This is a genomic window from Sphingomonas endophytica, from assembly GCF_001476895.1.
GTDB classification, from domain to species: Bacteria; Pseudomonadota; Alphaproteobacteria; order Sphingomonadales; family Sphingomonadaceae; genus Sphingomonas; species Sphingomonas endophytica_A.
The window spans coordinates 1-13,963 of the sequence record NZ_LDTB01000034.1; the positions used below are offsets into that span (position 1 = coordinate 1).

Here is a 13,963-nt window from a genome sequence, read left to right on the forward strand (position 1 = left end):
CGACGATGCGGCGGCCGCCGCGGCCTTTCGTCGCCTGATCCGCCACTTGCGGCATCGCACCGACGCGCAGAACGTCGATCTGATGGGGTTGGCGGGCTTCTGCCGCAACTGTCTGTCGGACTGGCTGGGCGAGGCCGGCGGGCTGGCGAAGGACGATGCGCGCGCGGCGGTGTACGGGATGCCCTATGCCGACTGGAAGGCGCGGCATCAGGGCGAGGCGACGCCCGAGCAGCTCGCGCGCATGGCCGAGAGCGTGAAGAAGAACGCCTGATACTTGAGCATCGGGGCGCGGGGGCGTAGACGCGCCGCCGCACCCAGTCAGGGTAACGGTGACGCCGCCTGCCGCCCGCGCGATTCGCGTTCGGGCGTCGCGGGCGGCTTCGGGCATTTCGGGGAAAGACGATGGAAGAGCGTGGCGAAGGCATGGGCGGCGGTTCGGTCGCGGCGGACGAACTGCGGCTGCTGATCGAGCGCGCCGAGCGGCTGGAGGAAGAGAAGAAGGGCATCGCCGACGACATCAAGGACGTGATGGCCGAGGCGAAGAGCCGTGGCTACGATGCCAAGGCGATCCGCAAGATCCTGCAGATCCGCAAGAAGAAGCGCGAGGAATATCAGGAGGAACAGTCGATCCTCGAAGTCTATATGCAGGCGCTGGGGATGATCTGACTGTTTAATCTGAATCAAAAAGTGACCGGGGTGCCGCTACGTTAACCCGATCTTCGCGCCGGACGCCCATAAGGGCGGTCCAGGTGACGAGGAGGAACGACACGGTGCTGGCGGCACTACAAAGCGGGTTCCGCCCACGTGAGGAGCGGATCACCGTCCTCATCCCGTCGCGGATGCGGAACGGATCGCAGTGGCTCGACGTGGTCATCCACAACGTGTCGTCGCGCGGGCTGATGGCCGGGTGCGACACGCCCCCGGCGGTCGGCAGCTATGTCGAGATCCGGCGTGGGACGATCACGATCGTCGGGCGCGTGCAATGGGCCAAGGCGCGCTTCTTCGGCATCCGCTCGCAGGACCGGCTGTCGGTGCAGGGGCTCATCAACGAGCCGCGCCTCGCCAACCGGCCGACCGCCTCCAGCGATCGGCGATCCGACTCCCGCGCCGATCACGGCGCCGACAGCCGGCTGGCGCATGAGGCGCAACAGGCCCGCCGCATGGAACGCTCGCGCAGCTTCGCCTCGATGTTCCAATATGTCGCGATTGCGCTGGTCGGCGTGACGCTGGCGGTCATCGCGGCGCAGGGGGTGTATGGCGTCCTGTCGGGCGCGTCGGCGAAGGTCGAGGCGGCGCTGGCGCAATAGCTTCACCCGTCATTCCCGCGAAGGCGGGAATCCAGAACCTCTGACGTTTCGCGCTTTGTGAAGACCTGCGTGTCTCGATTCCCGCTTTCGCGGGAATGACGGGGGTTGGTGGTTAGCTGCCGTTGGACATCAATCCGTCCCGCGCTCGAACGATGCCACGCGGCCGTGACGATCCAGCTTTATGAACAACCATTCGTTGTCGATGGGGAACATCGAACCATCGTTCCCTAGGACGTAAATCATATCCGCTCCGCGCCACTTGTCCGTCGTTGTGGGTGGCCCGAGAAGGGCGACAACCTGTTGACGCGGCATACCTTTGAGTACGTGTCGCGCGAGAAGGTCGGGCAGCATATCAGCGCGATCACGACCCGTGAGATCAGCACTCCGCCACTTGGCCTGATCGAAGGTTACGCCGGGAGAACAACCGGCGACTAGCAGGGTAGGATAAGGGCTCGCATCGAGGGATGCTCGCACGAGCATTGCATGTCCGCAAATTGGCGAAACCCGCCGCGCCCCCATAACCTCAACGCGCAATCCCCCCCGCCGCGAGCACCGCCAGCGTCACCAGATCACCCGCCGTCGACGTCATCGGCGCAATCTGCACCGGCTTTTCCATGCCGACCAGCATCGGGCCGATCATGTCGTCGCCGCCCAGTTCGCGCAGCAGCTTGGCCGAGATGTTCGCCGATTGCAGCCCCGGCATGACCAGCACGTTGGCCGGGCCGGACAGGCGCGCGAACGGGAAGTTCTTCAGCTGGCGCGGGTTGAGCGCGACGTCGGGGGCCATTTCGCCCTCATATTCGAACCCGACCTGCCGCCGGTCGAGCACCTCGACCGCGCCACGGATGTTGTCGAGCCACTGGCCCGCCGGGTTGCCGAAGGTCGAATAGCTGAGGAATGCCACGCGCGGCTCCTGGCCCAGACGGCGCGCGACGGCGGCGGTCTGTTCGGCGATGTCGGCCAGTTCCTCGGCGTTGGGTCGCTCGTTGACCGTGGTGTCGGCGATGAAGACCGTGTGCGACTGGCCGACGAGAACATGGATGCCGAAGGCGGTGCGGCCGGGGGCGGGGTCGATCACGCGCTTGATCTCGCGCATCGACTGCGCGAACGGGCGCGTCACGCCGGTGATCATCGCGTCCGCCTCGCCGAGCTGCAACAGCACCGAGCCGAAGATGTTGCGGTCCTGGTTGATCATCCGCTCGACCTCGCGGCGCAGGAACCCGCGCCGCTGGAGCCGTGCATAGAGGAAGTCGACCATCTTGGGCACCAGCGGCGAGACGCGGCTGTTGTGCAGTTCATATTCTTCCGGGTTGGCGATGCCGAGCGCACGCAGCTTGTCGTACACGTCCTCGCGCCCGACCAGCACCGGCGTGCCGTAGCCGCCTTCCTTGAAGGCGATCGCGGCGCGCAGCACGACTTCCTCTTCGCCCTCGGCGAACAGCACGCGCTTCGGGTTCGCCTTCGCGCCTTCATAGGCGAGGCTGAGCACCGAGGTGGTCGGGTTCAGCCGCGCGCGCAGCGCCTCCATATAGGCGGCCATGTCGAGGATCGGCTTGGTCGCGACGCCCGAATCCATCGCCGCCTTGGCGACGGCGGCGGGGACGATCTCCATCAGGCGCGGATCGAACGGCGACGGGATGATATATTCGGGACCGAAGCTGTGCTGCACGCCGTACGCGATCGCGACTTCCTCGGGCACGCGCTGCCGCGCCAGTTCGGCGATGGCGTTGGCGGCGGCGATCTTCATCGCGTCGTTGATCCCCGTCGCGCGCACGTCCAGCGCGCCGCGGAAGATGAACGGGAAGCAGATCACGTTGTTGACCTGGTTCGGATAATCTGAGCGGCCCGTGGCGACGATCGCATCGGGGCGCGCGGCCTTGGCCAGTTCGGGGCGGATTTCCGGTTCGGGATTGGCCATCGCGAAGATGATGGGGGCGGGGGCCATGTCGACGACCATCTCCGGCTTCAGCGCGCGCGCCGCCGACAGGCCCAGGAACACGTCGGCGCCGCGCAGCGCCTCGGTCAGCGTGCGGCGATCGGTGTTGGCGGCGTGCGCCGACTGCCACTGGTTCACGTCGTCGCGACCCTGGTAGATCACGCCGGTGCGGTCGCAGATCAGGACGTTGTCATGCCGCACGCCCATCGCCTTGATCAGCTCGGTGCAGGCGATCGCCGCCGCCCCCGCCCCGTTTACGACGACCTTGATCTCCGACAGCTTGCGCCCGGTCAGCAGGCAGGCGTTGATGACGCCCGCCGCACAGATGATCGCGGTGCCGTGTTGGTCGTCGTGGAAGACCGGGATGTTCATCCGCTCGCGCAGCGTCTGCTCGATGATGAAACATTCCGGCGCCTTGATGTCTTCCAGGTTGATGCCGCCGAAGGTCGGTTCCATCAACTCGACCGCGTCGATGAAGCGGTCGACGTCCTCGGTCTTCAGCTCGATGTCGATCGAATCGACGTCGGCGAAGCGTTTGAAGAGGACCGCCTTGCCCTCCATCACCGGCTTGCCCGCCAGCGCGCCGAGATTGCCCATGCCCAGGATCGCGGTGCCGTTCGAGATGACGGCGACCAGATTGCCCTTGGCGGTATAATCGTAAGCCGTTGACGGATCGTCGGCGATCGCCTGCACCGGGATCGCGACGCCCGGCGAATAGGCGAGTGCCAGGTCGCGCTGCGATGCCATCGGCTTCGACGCGACGATCTCGATCTTACCGGGGCGCCCCTCGGAGTGGAACAGCAGCGCCTCGCGCTCGAACTGGACGTTGCGCTCTTCGGCCTGGGTGCGATCGTCGGTCATGGACATGGTCCTTACGGAAACCATGCGCGGATGGGAATATGGCTAGCGTTGCTCGCGTGCCAACAGATGTTGCTTGGCCGCCAGTCCGCCCGCGAAGCCGGTGAGCGCCCCCGACCGCCCGATGACGCGGTGGCACGGGGTGACGATCGAGATCGGGTTGCGCGCGTTCGCCGCTCCCACCGCGCGGGTGGCGGTCGGGCGGCCGATGGCGCGCGCGATGTCGGCATAGCTGCGCGTCTCGCCATACGGGATGGCGTTCAGCGCGCGCCACACCGCCTGCTGGAAATCGGTACCGCGCGGAGCCAGCGGCAGGTCGAAGGCGGTGCGCGCGCCGGCGAAATATTCGCACAACTGCGTCGCGGCGGCGGCGAGGATCGGGTGGTCGTCGCGCGCCGTCGCCTCGGGCAGCCGCACGCGTCCCACCTTGTCGTTTGGCCACAGGATCGCGACCAGCGCGTTGTCGTCCGCGACCAGCGTCAGGTCGCCGAGCGGGGAGGGGAGGGTGGTGCGATACAGCATGACGACGACCTTACGCGCGTCACCGCCAGCCCGCATCCCGTTGCTTGCGGTCAAAGTGGCGGGGTGGTCTTCGCGGCGCTCGGCGGGTATGATCGCGTACATGAGGCACGAACCCGGCATCTTCGAGCAACGCGACCGTGAGGCGGAGGCTGAGGCCATCGCCCGTGCGCGGGCCGATGGTGCCGCCGGGCGCGTTCATTCGCACGAGGTTGTCAGGGAATGGCTGATGACCTGGGGGCGACCTGGTCGCTTGCCGTTCCGGGAGTGGCTTGCCGCGCGCAATGGCCAGGGTTGATTGGACCGGTCAGGCACTGCACGAAATCGACCTGATCGTCTCCTGCATCGAACAGTTCGATCCAGCCGCTGCTGCCCGCATGTCGGCGCGGCTGCTCGCGCTGGGTGACAGTCTGGCCAGCTTCCCGAACCGTGGCGGCCCCGCCGAAGACGGCTTGCGCGAACTGACGATCGTGCCGCCATACATCCTGCTTTACGAAACCGATGGTGAGGTCGTGTCGATCTTCTCCATCCGCCACGGCGCGCGCCGCCCGGACTGAACATCCATGACCACCACCCCCGCCGCCCCGACGCCGATGATGGCGCAATATCTCGCGCTCAAGGCGGAGGCCGAGGATTGCCTGCTCTTCTATCGCATGGGCGATTTCTTCGAATTGTTCTTCGACGATGCGCGCGTCGCGGCGCAGGTGCTGGACATCGCGCTGACCTCGCGCGGCGAACATGCGGGCGAGAAGATTCCGATGTGCGGCGTGCCGGTCCATGCCGCGACCGCCTATCTGCAACGCCTCATCAAGGCCGGGCACCGCGTCGCGATCGCCGAGCAGACCGAAAGCCCGGACGCGGCACGCAAGGCGCGCGGGTCGAAGGCGCTGGTCAACCGCGCGATCGTCCGCGTCGTCACGGCGGGCACGCTGACCGAGGAGACGTTGCTCGACGCACGCGCCGCCAATTGGTGCGTCGCGATCGGCGAGACGGCGGGCGGCGAGGTCGCGGTGGCGGCGGCGGACGTGTCGACCGGGCGGTTCGAGGTGATCGCGTGCGACCCGGCCACGCTGGGCGCGGAGCTGGCGCGGCTCGGCGCGGCGGAGGTGGTCGCGGCGGAGGGGAGCGACGCGCCCGCCACCGTCTTCCGCCCGCGCGCCGACTTCGACAGCGCACGCGCCGAGGAGCGGCTGAAGCGGCTGTTCGCGGTCGCGACGCTCGACGGCTTCGGCCAGTTCGGGCGCGCCGGGCTGGCGGCGGCGGGCGGGCTGGTCGCCTATCTCGACCATACCGCCAAGGGGCAGTTGCCGTTTCTGCGCCCGCCGGTGCTGGCCGCCGCGCGCGACACGATGGCGATCGACGCCGCGACGCGCGAAAGTCTGGAGATCACCTGCACCGCCGCCGGGCAGCGCAAGGGCAGTTTGCTCGATGCGGTCGACCGGACGGTGACAGGGGCGGGCGCGCGCCTGCTCGCCGCCGACCTCGGCGCGCCGCTCATGGACCGTGCCGCGATCGAGGCGCGGCTCGATCTGGTGCGGCTGTTCCACGACGATGCCAGCTTGCGCGACCGCCTCCGCGCGGCGCTACGCGCATTGCCCGATATCGGCCGCGCGCTCGGGCGGCTGGCGGCGGGGCGCGGCAGCCCGCGCGACCTGGGGCAGCTGCGCGACGGATTGGACGGCGCCTGGGCGATCGGCGACCGGCTCGGCAGGCGCGACGACGCGCCCGCTTTGCTGGGACAGATCGCGCCGCGCCTGCGCGGGCACGGCGCGCTGATCGACCTGCTCAAGCGCGCGCTCGTCCCCGCGCCGCCGATCGAGGCGAGCGACGGTGGCTATATCGCGGCGGGCTACGACCCCGCGCTCGACGCGCTGCGCGATACCGGCAGCGGCGGGCGGCGCGCGATCGCCGCGCTGGAGCAGACGTTCCGCACGAAGACCGGAATCGCCACGCTCAAGATCCGCCACAACGGCGTGCTCGGCTATCATATCGAGGTGCCGGCGCGATCGGCCGACCCGCTGATGGCGGCGGACTCGGGGTTCACGCACCGCCAGACGCTGGCGGGCGTCGTCCGCTTCAACGCGCCCGAACTGCACGAGGTCGCGGCCAGCGTCACGCAGGCCGGCGCGCACGCGCTCGCCGCCGAGGCCGCGCATCTCGAAGACCTCACCGCACAGGCGCTCGGCGGGCGCGAGGCGATCGCCGCCACCGCCGATGCGCTGGCGCGGCTGGACGTCGCCGCCGCGCTGGCGGAGCGCGCGGTCGAGGGCGGCTGGTCGCGCCCCGCCTTCGCCGACCACGCCTGTTTCGACGTCACCGGCGGGCGGCATCCGGTGGTCGAGGCGGCGCTGGCGAAGAGCGGCGACCGCTTCGTCGCCAACGACTGCGTGCTCGGCGAACGCTCGCGGCTATGGCTCGTCACCGGCCCAAACATGGGCGGCAAGTCGACCTTCCTGCGTCAGAATGCACTGATCGCGGTGCTGGCGCAGGCCGGCGCCTATGTGCCCGCCGCCTCGGCGCGGCTCGGGCTGGTCGACCGGCTGTTCAGCCGCGTCGGCGCGTCGGACAATCTCGCGCGTGGGCGCTCGACCTTCATGGTCGAGATGGTCGAAACCGCCGCGATCCTGGCGCAGGCGACGCCCAACAGCTTCGTCATCCTCGACGAGGTCGGGCGCGGCACTTCCACCTATGACGGGCTTGCGATCGCCTGGGCGGTGGTGGAGGCGATCCATGAGGACAATCGCTGCCGCTGCCTGTTCGCGACCCATTATCACGAACTGACGCGGCTGGCCGAACGCTGCGACGCGCTCAGCCTCCACCATGTCCGCGCGCGCGAATGGAAGGGGGAACTGGTCCTCCTCCACGAACTCGCCGACGGTCCCGCCGACCGCAGCTATGGCCTGGCGGTCGCGCGGCTGGCCGGAATGCCGCCCGCGACGGTCTCGCGCGCCAAGGCGGTGCTGGCGAAGCTGGAGGCGGGCCGCGCAAGGACCGGCGGGCTGGCGGCGGGGCTCGACGACCTGCCGCTGTTCGCCGCCGCCGCGCAGGCCGAAGAGGAGACGTGCGACGCGATCCGCGCCGAGGTGGAGGCGCTCGACGTCGACGCGCTCACCCCGCGCGAGGCGCTCGACACGCTCTACCGGCTCAAGGCGCTGGCGCGCGAGGCATAAGTTACGGTGTGTCCCGATGTGAGAGTATTGTAAAAATAGAACCTTTATAGATGCTTTTCGATGACGGTGCGCGCAGGTAACTCTGTCGCGTCACCATTCCGAAACCATAAAAAAAGGTCGTTCGTCATGATGAAATCCGTGTTCGTCGTCAGCGCCGCCGTCGTTTCATTGGCGACCAGCGCGCCTGCGCTTGCGGAAGCGCCCAATACCTATGTCGGTGTCCAGGCAGGCGTCATCCATGGCGACACCAACAACCAATATGCCGTCACCCGCAACGACGCGACCGTGTCGGTCACGCAGAACTACAAGCCGGTCTCCAGCGACAACAGCGCGCGTGCGCGGCTGGAGACGCCGGTGGTTTCGGCCGGGGCCGGGGCCGCGTCGGCCTATGTCGATCTCGCGCAGGGCAAGATGGGCGCCTATGCCAGCGCGCCGCAACTGCCGCCGGAGGAGATGGGCCAGCTGAACCTGACCTCCACCGCCAGCGCGTCGTTCAAGGAGCGGCTGTTGTTCACCGCGGCCGGCGCCACGTACAAGACGCTGACCAAGATCGACTACGAGGTCACGCTGCATGGCGTGTTCAGCGGCACCGGCGGCTGGGGACTGGACGGTGCGCTCGGCAAGGCCGATCAATATGGCTCCCAGTTCGCGGTCGGCGGTACGTCCATGGCGGACGGCGCGGTGTCGTGGCGAAAGGGTGGCGCGACCTACACCGCGCTCTCCGCGACTGAAGGGGTGTTTCGCGGCAGCGCATCCTTCTGGGGCGAAAGCTGGAACCCGCTGTTCGAGCTGCAGCTGGATCTGCACGCCTATAGCATGAACCCCGATACGCTGGCGTCCGGCCTGGCCGACATGGGCAATACCGCGACGATCAAGTTCAGCCTGCCCGGCAACGTGACGATGACCTCGGCGTCGGGGCAGTTCCTGACCGGCGGTGCGGCGGCGGGGGTGCCCGAACCGGCGACCTGGGCGATGATGCTGCTCGGTTTCGGCGCGGTCGGCGTGGCGGTGCGCCGCCGCCGTGCCGCTCCGCTGATCGCCTGACGATCGCCGCCATGGCGGGGCGGCGCCGCGCACCGCGCGACGGCCCGTCCGCCATGGCACAACCGCGCGTCGCCGACGCGAACGCGCTTGCCGGGGCCGGGTTGTCGAAGTGGCGGCGCGTGCGCTCCGGCGCCATGTCAACGCCGCACGATCACCGCGCCATAGCCGTCGAAGCGACCGCCCGACACGCCATGCGCCAGCAGCACCGCGCCCGCCGGCACCACCACGTCGCACGCCGCCGCCGTCAGGTTGACCGCGCAGAACAATCGGTCCCCCGCATGGGCACGCTCGAACGCCACCACGCCCGGCGGCGCATCGACGAAGCGTAGCGTCCCCAGCCGCAACGCCGGCTCCGCCCGCCGCAGCGCCAGCACGTGCCGCGTCCAGTGCAACAGCGATCCGGGATCCGCCTCCTGCACCGCGACCGCCATCGCGCCATGGTCGCTGCCGAACGGCAGCCACGCTTCCCCGGCGTTCGTGAAGCCGTGCCCGGGTGCCGCCGCCGTCCACGGCATCGGCGTCCGCGCGCCGTCGCGGCCCAGCGTCAGCGGCCAGTTGGCGATCGCCTCGGGATCGCGCAGCTTCTCGAACGGCACCGATACCTGCGTCAGCCCCAGTTCCTCGCCCTGATACAGGAAGATGTTGCCGCGCAGCGCCGCCAGCAGCACGATCTTGGCACGCGCGAACCGCTCGCGATCCTCGGGCAGCGCCCAGCGCGAGACGGCGCGCGGCGCGTCGTGGTTCTCGAACGCCCAGCTGGGCCAGCCCTCACCCGCCGCGCCCGGCCATTGCGACAGCGCGTTGTGGACCAGTTCGGGGGTCAGCCGATCGGCGTAGAGGAAATCGAAGCCATAGGCCGTCTCCAGCCGTCCGGCTGCGGTATACGCCTTGCGCACCGCGTCATTGTCGCCGCCGCCGATCTCCGCGACCGAGAAGCGCGCGTCATAGGTGTCGGTCAGCGCGCGAATGCGTTCGACGAACGGCAGCATGTCCGGCTGGTCCTGCGAATGGACCTTGAGCTGGAAGTCGAACGAGCGCGTGCGCGGGCGGTCGTCAGGCGGGGCGGGCGGATTGTCCGCCAGGTCCGCCGCGCCCATCCCGTGATTGATCGCGTCGAGCCGGAAGCCGTCCACGCCGCGATCGAGCCAGAAGCGCCCGACCGCCAGCAGCGCGTCCTGCACCGCCGGGTGGCGGATGTTGAGCTGCGGCTGCTCCTTCAGGAAGGTGTGCAGATAATATTGCTGCCGGCGCGCGTCCCATGTCCATGCCGCGCCGCCGAATACCGATTGCCAGTTGTTGGGCGGGGTGCCGTCGGGCTTGGCGTCCGCCCAGACGTACCAGTCGGCCTTGTCGCCGTGGCGGGCGGCGCGGCTCTGCGTGAACCACGGATGCTTGTCCGACGTGTGCGACCACACCTGATCGGTGACGACGCGCAGCCCCAGTGCGTGCGCGCGCGCGATCAGCGCATCGAAATCGGCGAGCGTGCCAAACACGGGGTCGATGTCGCAATAATCGGCGACGTCATAGCCGAAGTCGGCCATCGGCGAGGTGTAGAAGGGCGAGATCCAGACCGCGTCGACGCCCAGCGACGCGACATGCTCCAGATGCGCGGTGATCCCGCGCAGGTCGCCGACGCCGTCGCCGTTCGCATCGGCAAAGCTGCGCGGATAGATCTGGTAGATCGCCGCGCCCCGCCACCATTCGGTCGTCATTCCGTCAGTCCCCCAACGACGTCGTCGTGCCGATCGCACGACGGCATCCCGTCGTTGCCTGCGCGCAACACGGGCGGTCAACCGCGCATGATCTCCAATCCGAGCGGGACTGCGAGATCGTCCCAGTGCGGATTGTCACGCTCGATCAGATTACGTTTCCATTCGCGCGGCCACCTCTTGATGCGCTTTTCGGCGGCGATGGCCGCGTCCATCGTGTCGGCCATCTCGTACCAGACAAGACGCTTTACCCCGTATGTCTCCGTAAAACCGCCGAAGAGGCCGTCGCGATGCTGTCGCACACGGTGGATAGGTTGGAGGTGACGCCGACATATAGCGTACCGTTCACGGCGCTTGCCATGATGTAGACGCACGGTTGCCGTTCCCTCAAGCCTCTCCTCCACCGTCATGCCGGGCTTGTCCCGGCATCCACCGCCCCGCGACCCCGCCGTCCCGTGATCCTGCGGCACCGTGGACCCCGGAGCAAGTCCGGGTGACGATCATGCGGGAGTGGCCGGCGCCATGCCCAAAGGGGTTCCTTCACCCCGCCTCCTCGGCCGGCACCCCCGCCGCCGCCGCCAGCAGGCGCTTCTCCAGCGCGCGCACCCGCGACGTGGACGCGATCTTGTCCCCCGTCAGATCGGTCAGGTAGAACACGTCCACCGCGCGCTCGCCATAGGTGGCGACATGCGCGGAATGGATCGTCACCTTCGACAGGAACAGCGCATAGGCGAGCTGGTTGAGCAGCGCCGGGCGGTCGCGCGCCGCCACCTCGACCACGGTGAAGCGGTTCGACGCCTTGTTGTCGATCAACACGTTGGGTTCGATGCGGAAGGCGTCGGCGCGCGCGCGCGGCAGCGGCTTGGCCTTCAGCCGGTCGGTCAGCTTGCCGCGCCCCGCCAGCGCATCCTCGATCGCGGTCTTCAGACGCATCAGCTGCCCCGCCTCGTCGAACGGCTGACCCAGCGGGTTCTGCACCAGGAAATTGTCCAGCGCCATGCCGTCGCGCGTGGTGTGGATGCGCGCGTCGATGATGTTGCCGCCCGCGACATGGATCGCCCCGGCGATGCGGCTGAACAGCCCAGGGTGGTCGGCGGCATAGACCGTGACCAGCGTCGCCCCGCGCTCCGGATAGACCTGAGCGTCGATCGCCAGCTGCACCTCGCCGGCCTGCGTGACGAAGGCGGCATTGTGCGCCAGCACGTCGTCGGGCTCGGCGATCCAATAGGGTTCGGGCAGCCGACGGACATAGGCCGCCAGCGTGTCCGCGCCCCACTGCATCGCGGTCCGCAGGGCCTCCTGCTTGGCCAGCACCCGCTCGCCGCGCCCCTTCTGCTTGTGGCCGAGCCGCAGCACCTCCTCGGCGCGGTCGTACAGGTCGGCGAGCAACTGCCCCTTCCACCCGTTCCACGTTCCCGGCCCGACCGCGCGGATATCGACCACGGTCAGCACCAGCAGCAGCCGGAGCCGCTCGGGGCTCTGCACCACCTCGGTGAAGTCGAGGATCGTCTTGAAATCGGTCAGGTCGCGGCGGAATGCGGTGGCGCTCATCAACAGGTGATGGCGCACCAGCCACGCGACCGTCTCGGTCTCCGCCGCGGTCAGCCCGAAGCGCGGGCACAGCCGCTCCGCCACCTCCGCGCCCAGGATCGAATGGTCGCCGCCGCGCCCCTTGGCGATATCGTGCAGCAGCACCGCGACATACAGCACGCGCCGCGACACGATCTGCCCCATCACCTCGCTGGGCAGCGGATGGTCGTCGGCCAGCGCGCCATGCTCCATCCGGGCCAGCAGCCCCAGCGCGCGGGTCGTATGCTCGTCGACCGTATAATGATGATACATGTCGAACTGCATCTGCGCGACGATCCGCGCCCAGTCCGGCACGAACCGCCCCAGCACACCGGTTTCGTTCATCCAGCGCAGCGGCAGTTCCGGGTCGTGCCCGCCGCTCAGCAGGTCGATGAAGCGCGCATTCGCCCGCGCGTCGCGCCGTACCGACGTCACCAGCCGCGCGTCGCGGGTCGCGCAGCGCAGCGCGAGCGGGTGGATCTCCATCCCCTGTTCGGCGGCGAGCGCGAAGATCTCGACCAGCCGGCGCGGATCCTGCTGGAAGAAATCGTCGCACGGCAGCGCGATCCGCCCGCCGTCGACCGCGAAGCCATCCAGCTTGCGCGGCGTCCGTGCCAGCTTCAGCCCCAGCCGGCGACGACGCGAGAACCGCTCGTCCATATGCGCCAGGAACAGCCCGGTCAGCGAGCCGACCGTGCGCACCTGCAGGAAATAGAATTGCATGAAGCGCTCGACGGCCGGCTTGCCGGGGCGGTCCGCGTAATGCATCCGCTGCGCGATCTCGCGCTGATAGTCGAAGGTCAGCCGGTCCTCGCCCCGCCCCGCGATCAGGTGCAGGTGGCACCGCACCGCCCACAGGAAATTGTCGGCGCGCTGGAACAGCCGATACTCCTCGCGCGTGAACAGCCCGACCGCGACCAGCTCGTTCGATCGCTGGACCTGATAGGTATATTTGCCGATCCAGAACAGCGCGTGAAGATCGCGCAAGCCCCCCTTGCCCTCCTTGACGTTCGGCTCGACGACATAGCGGGTATCGCCCATGCGGATGTGGCGCGCGTTGCGCTCGGCCAGCTTGTCGGCGGCGAACTGCCGTTCGGTGCCGCGCCGCACGTCCTCATGGAAACGCCGCGAGGCGTCGGCGTACAGGGCCTCGTCACCCCAGACGTAGCGCCCCTCCAGCAGGGCGGTGCGCACCGTCACGTCGCCCTTGGCCTGCCGCACCATCTCGTCGAGCGAGCGGCTGGAATGGCCGATCTTCAGCCCCAGGTCCCAGAGCGTGTAGAGCATCGACTCGATCGCCTGCTCCGCCCACGGTGTCTGCTTGCCCGGCGTGATGAAGCCGATATCGACGTCGGAGAAGGGCGCCATCTCGCCGCGCCCATAGCCCCCGACCGCGATCAGCAGCAGCCGCTCGCCCGTGGTCGGATTGGCGAGCGGGTACAGCCGCTGCGTCGTGACATCGGCCAGCACGCGCAGCAACTGGTCGACCAGATAGGCCTGCGCGTTCGCCGCCTCGATCCCGCGCGACGGATTGGCCAGCAGCCGCCGCGCGATCTCCGCGCGCCCCGCCTCCAGCGCGGCCTTCAGCAGGACGCCGATCTGCCGCCGCAGATCGGCGATCTCGGTGCCGTCGATCGCGGCGACCTGTTCGGCGAGCAGCCGGCGATCGACGATGGCGCGGCGGTTGGGCAGATGGTCGAAGCGTCCGGTCATGCCCGCCGCCATAGGCGATCGCGGTTAAGAGGTCGCCCCTCTTGCGCGACCCCATGCTGCGGCGATGCCGTGGGTTCACGCGAAGACGCGGAGGCGCAAAGAGGATTCGCGCGCGGCAGCGCGCCCTCATCATCGCGG

The 13,963-nt window shown here is 68.8% G+C and carries 11 protein-coding genes and 1 pseudogene; 6 read left to right on the forward strand and 6 right to left on the reverse strand.

All coding sequences use genetic code 11. The features are described 5' to 3' along the window. The 3 genes from NS334_RS09770 to NS334_RS09780 form a co-directional block, all read left to right on the forward strand. On the forward strand, nucleotides 1-271 hold a 271-nt coding region (locus tag NS334_RS09770), incomplete at its 5' end, for a DUF1244 domain-containing protein (RefSeq protein WP_058755787.1). A 131-nt stretch (nucleotides 272-402) separates the two neighbouring features. Beyond that, on the forward strand, nucleotides 403-666 hold the full coding sequence (locus NS334_RS09775) for a DUF2312 domain-containing protein (protein ID WP_058755788.1): 264 nt from the start codon (nucleotides 403-405) through the stop codon (nucleotides 664-666). An 83-nt stretch (nucleotides 667-749) separates the two neighbouring features. After that, a complete protein-coding gene (locus NS334_RS09780; RefSeq protein ID WP_153002683.1) occupies nucleotides 750-1,307 on the forward strand; it encodes a PilZ domain-containing protein in 558 nt (185 codons plus the stop codon). A gap of 129 nt (nucleotides 1,308-1,436) precedes the next feature. Here NS334_RS09780 and bamE read toward each other — a convergent pair whose 3' ends face one another. The 3 genes from bamE to NS334_RS09790 are packed head-to-tail and all read right to left on the reverse strand — an operon-like array spanning nucleotide 1,437 to nucleotide 4,623. After that, nucleotides 1,437-1,826 (reverse strand): outer membrane protein assembly factor BamE domain-containing protein, encoded by a 390-nt coding sequence (gene bamE, locus NS334_RS19425; RefSeq protein ID WP_083500385.1) that lies wholly within the window; start codon nucleotides 1,824-1,826, stop codon nucleotides 1,437-1,439. A gap of 4 nt (nucleotides 1,827-1,830) precedes the next feature. Beyond that, nucleotides 1,831-4,104, reverse strand: coding sequence for an NADP-dependent malic enzyme (locus NS334_RS09785; protein ID WP_058755790.1), 2,274 nt, complete (start codon nucleotides 4,102-4,104; stop codon nucleotides 1,831-1,833). A 42-nt stretch (nucleotides 4,105-4,146) separates the two neighbouring features. After that, a complete protein-coding gene (locus NS334_RS09790) occupies nucleotides 4,147-4,623 on the reverse strand; it encodes a methylated-DNA--[protein]-cysteine S-methyltransferase (RefSeq protein WP_058755805.1) in 477 nt (158 codons plus the stop codon). A 269-nt stretch (nucleotides 4,624-4,892) separates the two neighbouring features. Here NS334_RS09790 and NS334_RS09800 point away from each other — a divergent pair, with 269 nt between their 5' ends. From NS334_RS09800 to NS334_RS19095, 3 genes are all read left to right on the forward strand, one after another. Further along, nucleotides 4,893-5,177 carry a type II toxin-antitoxin system RelE/ParE family toxin gene (locus tag NS334_RS09800; RefSeq protein WP_241491891.1) on the forward strand — a complete coding sequence of 95 codons (285 nt, stop codon included), beginning with the start codon at nucleotides 4,893-4,895 and terminating at the stop codon, nucleotides 5,175-5,177. Between the two features lie 36 nt (nucleotides 5,178-5,213). Further along, nucleotides 5,214-7,790 carry a DNA mismatch repair protein MutS gene (mutS, locus tag NS334_RS09805; protein WP_058755807.1) on the forward strand — a complete coding sequence of 859 codons (2,577 nt, stop codon included), beginning with the start codon at nucleotides 5,214-5,216 and terminating at the stop codon, nucleotides 7,788-7,790. Nucleotides 7,791-7,916: 126 nt separating this feature from the next. After that, on the forward strand, nucleotides 7,917-8,834 hold the full coding sequence (locus NS334_RS19095) for a PEPxxWA-CTERM sorting domain-containing protein (RefSeq protein WP_058755792.1): 918 nt from the start codon (nucleotides 7,917-7,919) through the stop codon (nucleotides 8,832-8,834). A 137-nt stretch (nucleotides 8,835-8,971) separates the two neighbouring features. On the opposite strand, the gene NS334_RS09815 is transcribed toward NS334_RS19095, so the two are convergent. The 3 genes and pseudogenes from NS334_RS09815 to NS334_RS09825 form a co-directional block, all read right to left on the reverse strand. Then, a complete protein-coding gene (locus tag NS334_RS09815; protein WP_058755793.1) occupies nucleotides 8,972-10,546 on the reverse strand; it encodes an alpha-glucosidase in 1,575 nt (524 codons plus the stop codon). Nucleotides 10,547-10,623: 77 nt separating this feature from the next. Next, a pseudogene (locus NS334_RS09820) lies at nucleotides 10,624-10,904 on the reverse strand (GIY-YIG nuclease family protein). A gap of 179 nt (nucleotides 10,905-11,083) precedes the next feature. Next, nucleotides 11,084-13,825 (reverse strand): [protein-PII] uridylyltransferase, encoded by a 2,742-nt coding sequence (locus NS334_RS09825; RefSeq protein WP_058755808.1) that lies wholly within the window; start codon nucleotides 13,823-13,825, stop codon nucleotides 11,084-11,086. Between the last annotated feature and the right edge of the window lie 138 nt (nucleotides 13,826-13,963).

Coding starts and splice junctions, on each gene's coding strand:
- NS334_RS09775 (WP_058755788.1), top strand. CDS start 403: ATGGAAGAGCGTGGCGAAGGCATGGGCGGCGGTTCGGTCGCGGCGGAC.
- bamE (WP_083500385.1), bottom strand. CDS start 1,826: ATGGGGGCGCGGCGGGTTTCGCCAATTTGCGGACATGCAATGCTCGTG.
- NS334_RS09785 (WP_058755790.1), bottom strand. CDS start 4,104: ATGACCGACGATCGCACCCAGGCCGAAGAGCGCAACGTCCAGTTCGAG.
- NS334_RS09790 (WP_058755805.1), bottom strand. CDS start 4,623: ATGCTGTATCGCACCACCCTCCCCTCCCCGCTCGGCGACCTGACGCTG.
- mutS (WP_058755807.1), top strand. CDS start 5,214: ATGATGGCGCAATATCTCGCGCTCAAGGCGGAGGCCGAGGATTGCCTG.
- NS334_RS19095 (WP_058755792.1), top strand. CDS start 7,917: ATGATGAAATCCGTGTTCGTCGTCAGCGCCGCCGTCGTTTCATTGGCG.
- NS334_RS09815 (WP_058755793.1), bottom strand. CDS start 10,546: ATGACGACCGAATGGTGGCGGGGCGCGGCGATCTACCAGATCTATCCG.
- NS334_RS09825 (WP_058755808.1), bottom strand. CDS start 13,825: ATGACCGGACGCTTCGACCATCTGCCCAACCGCCGCGCCATCGTCGAT.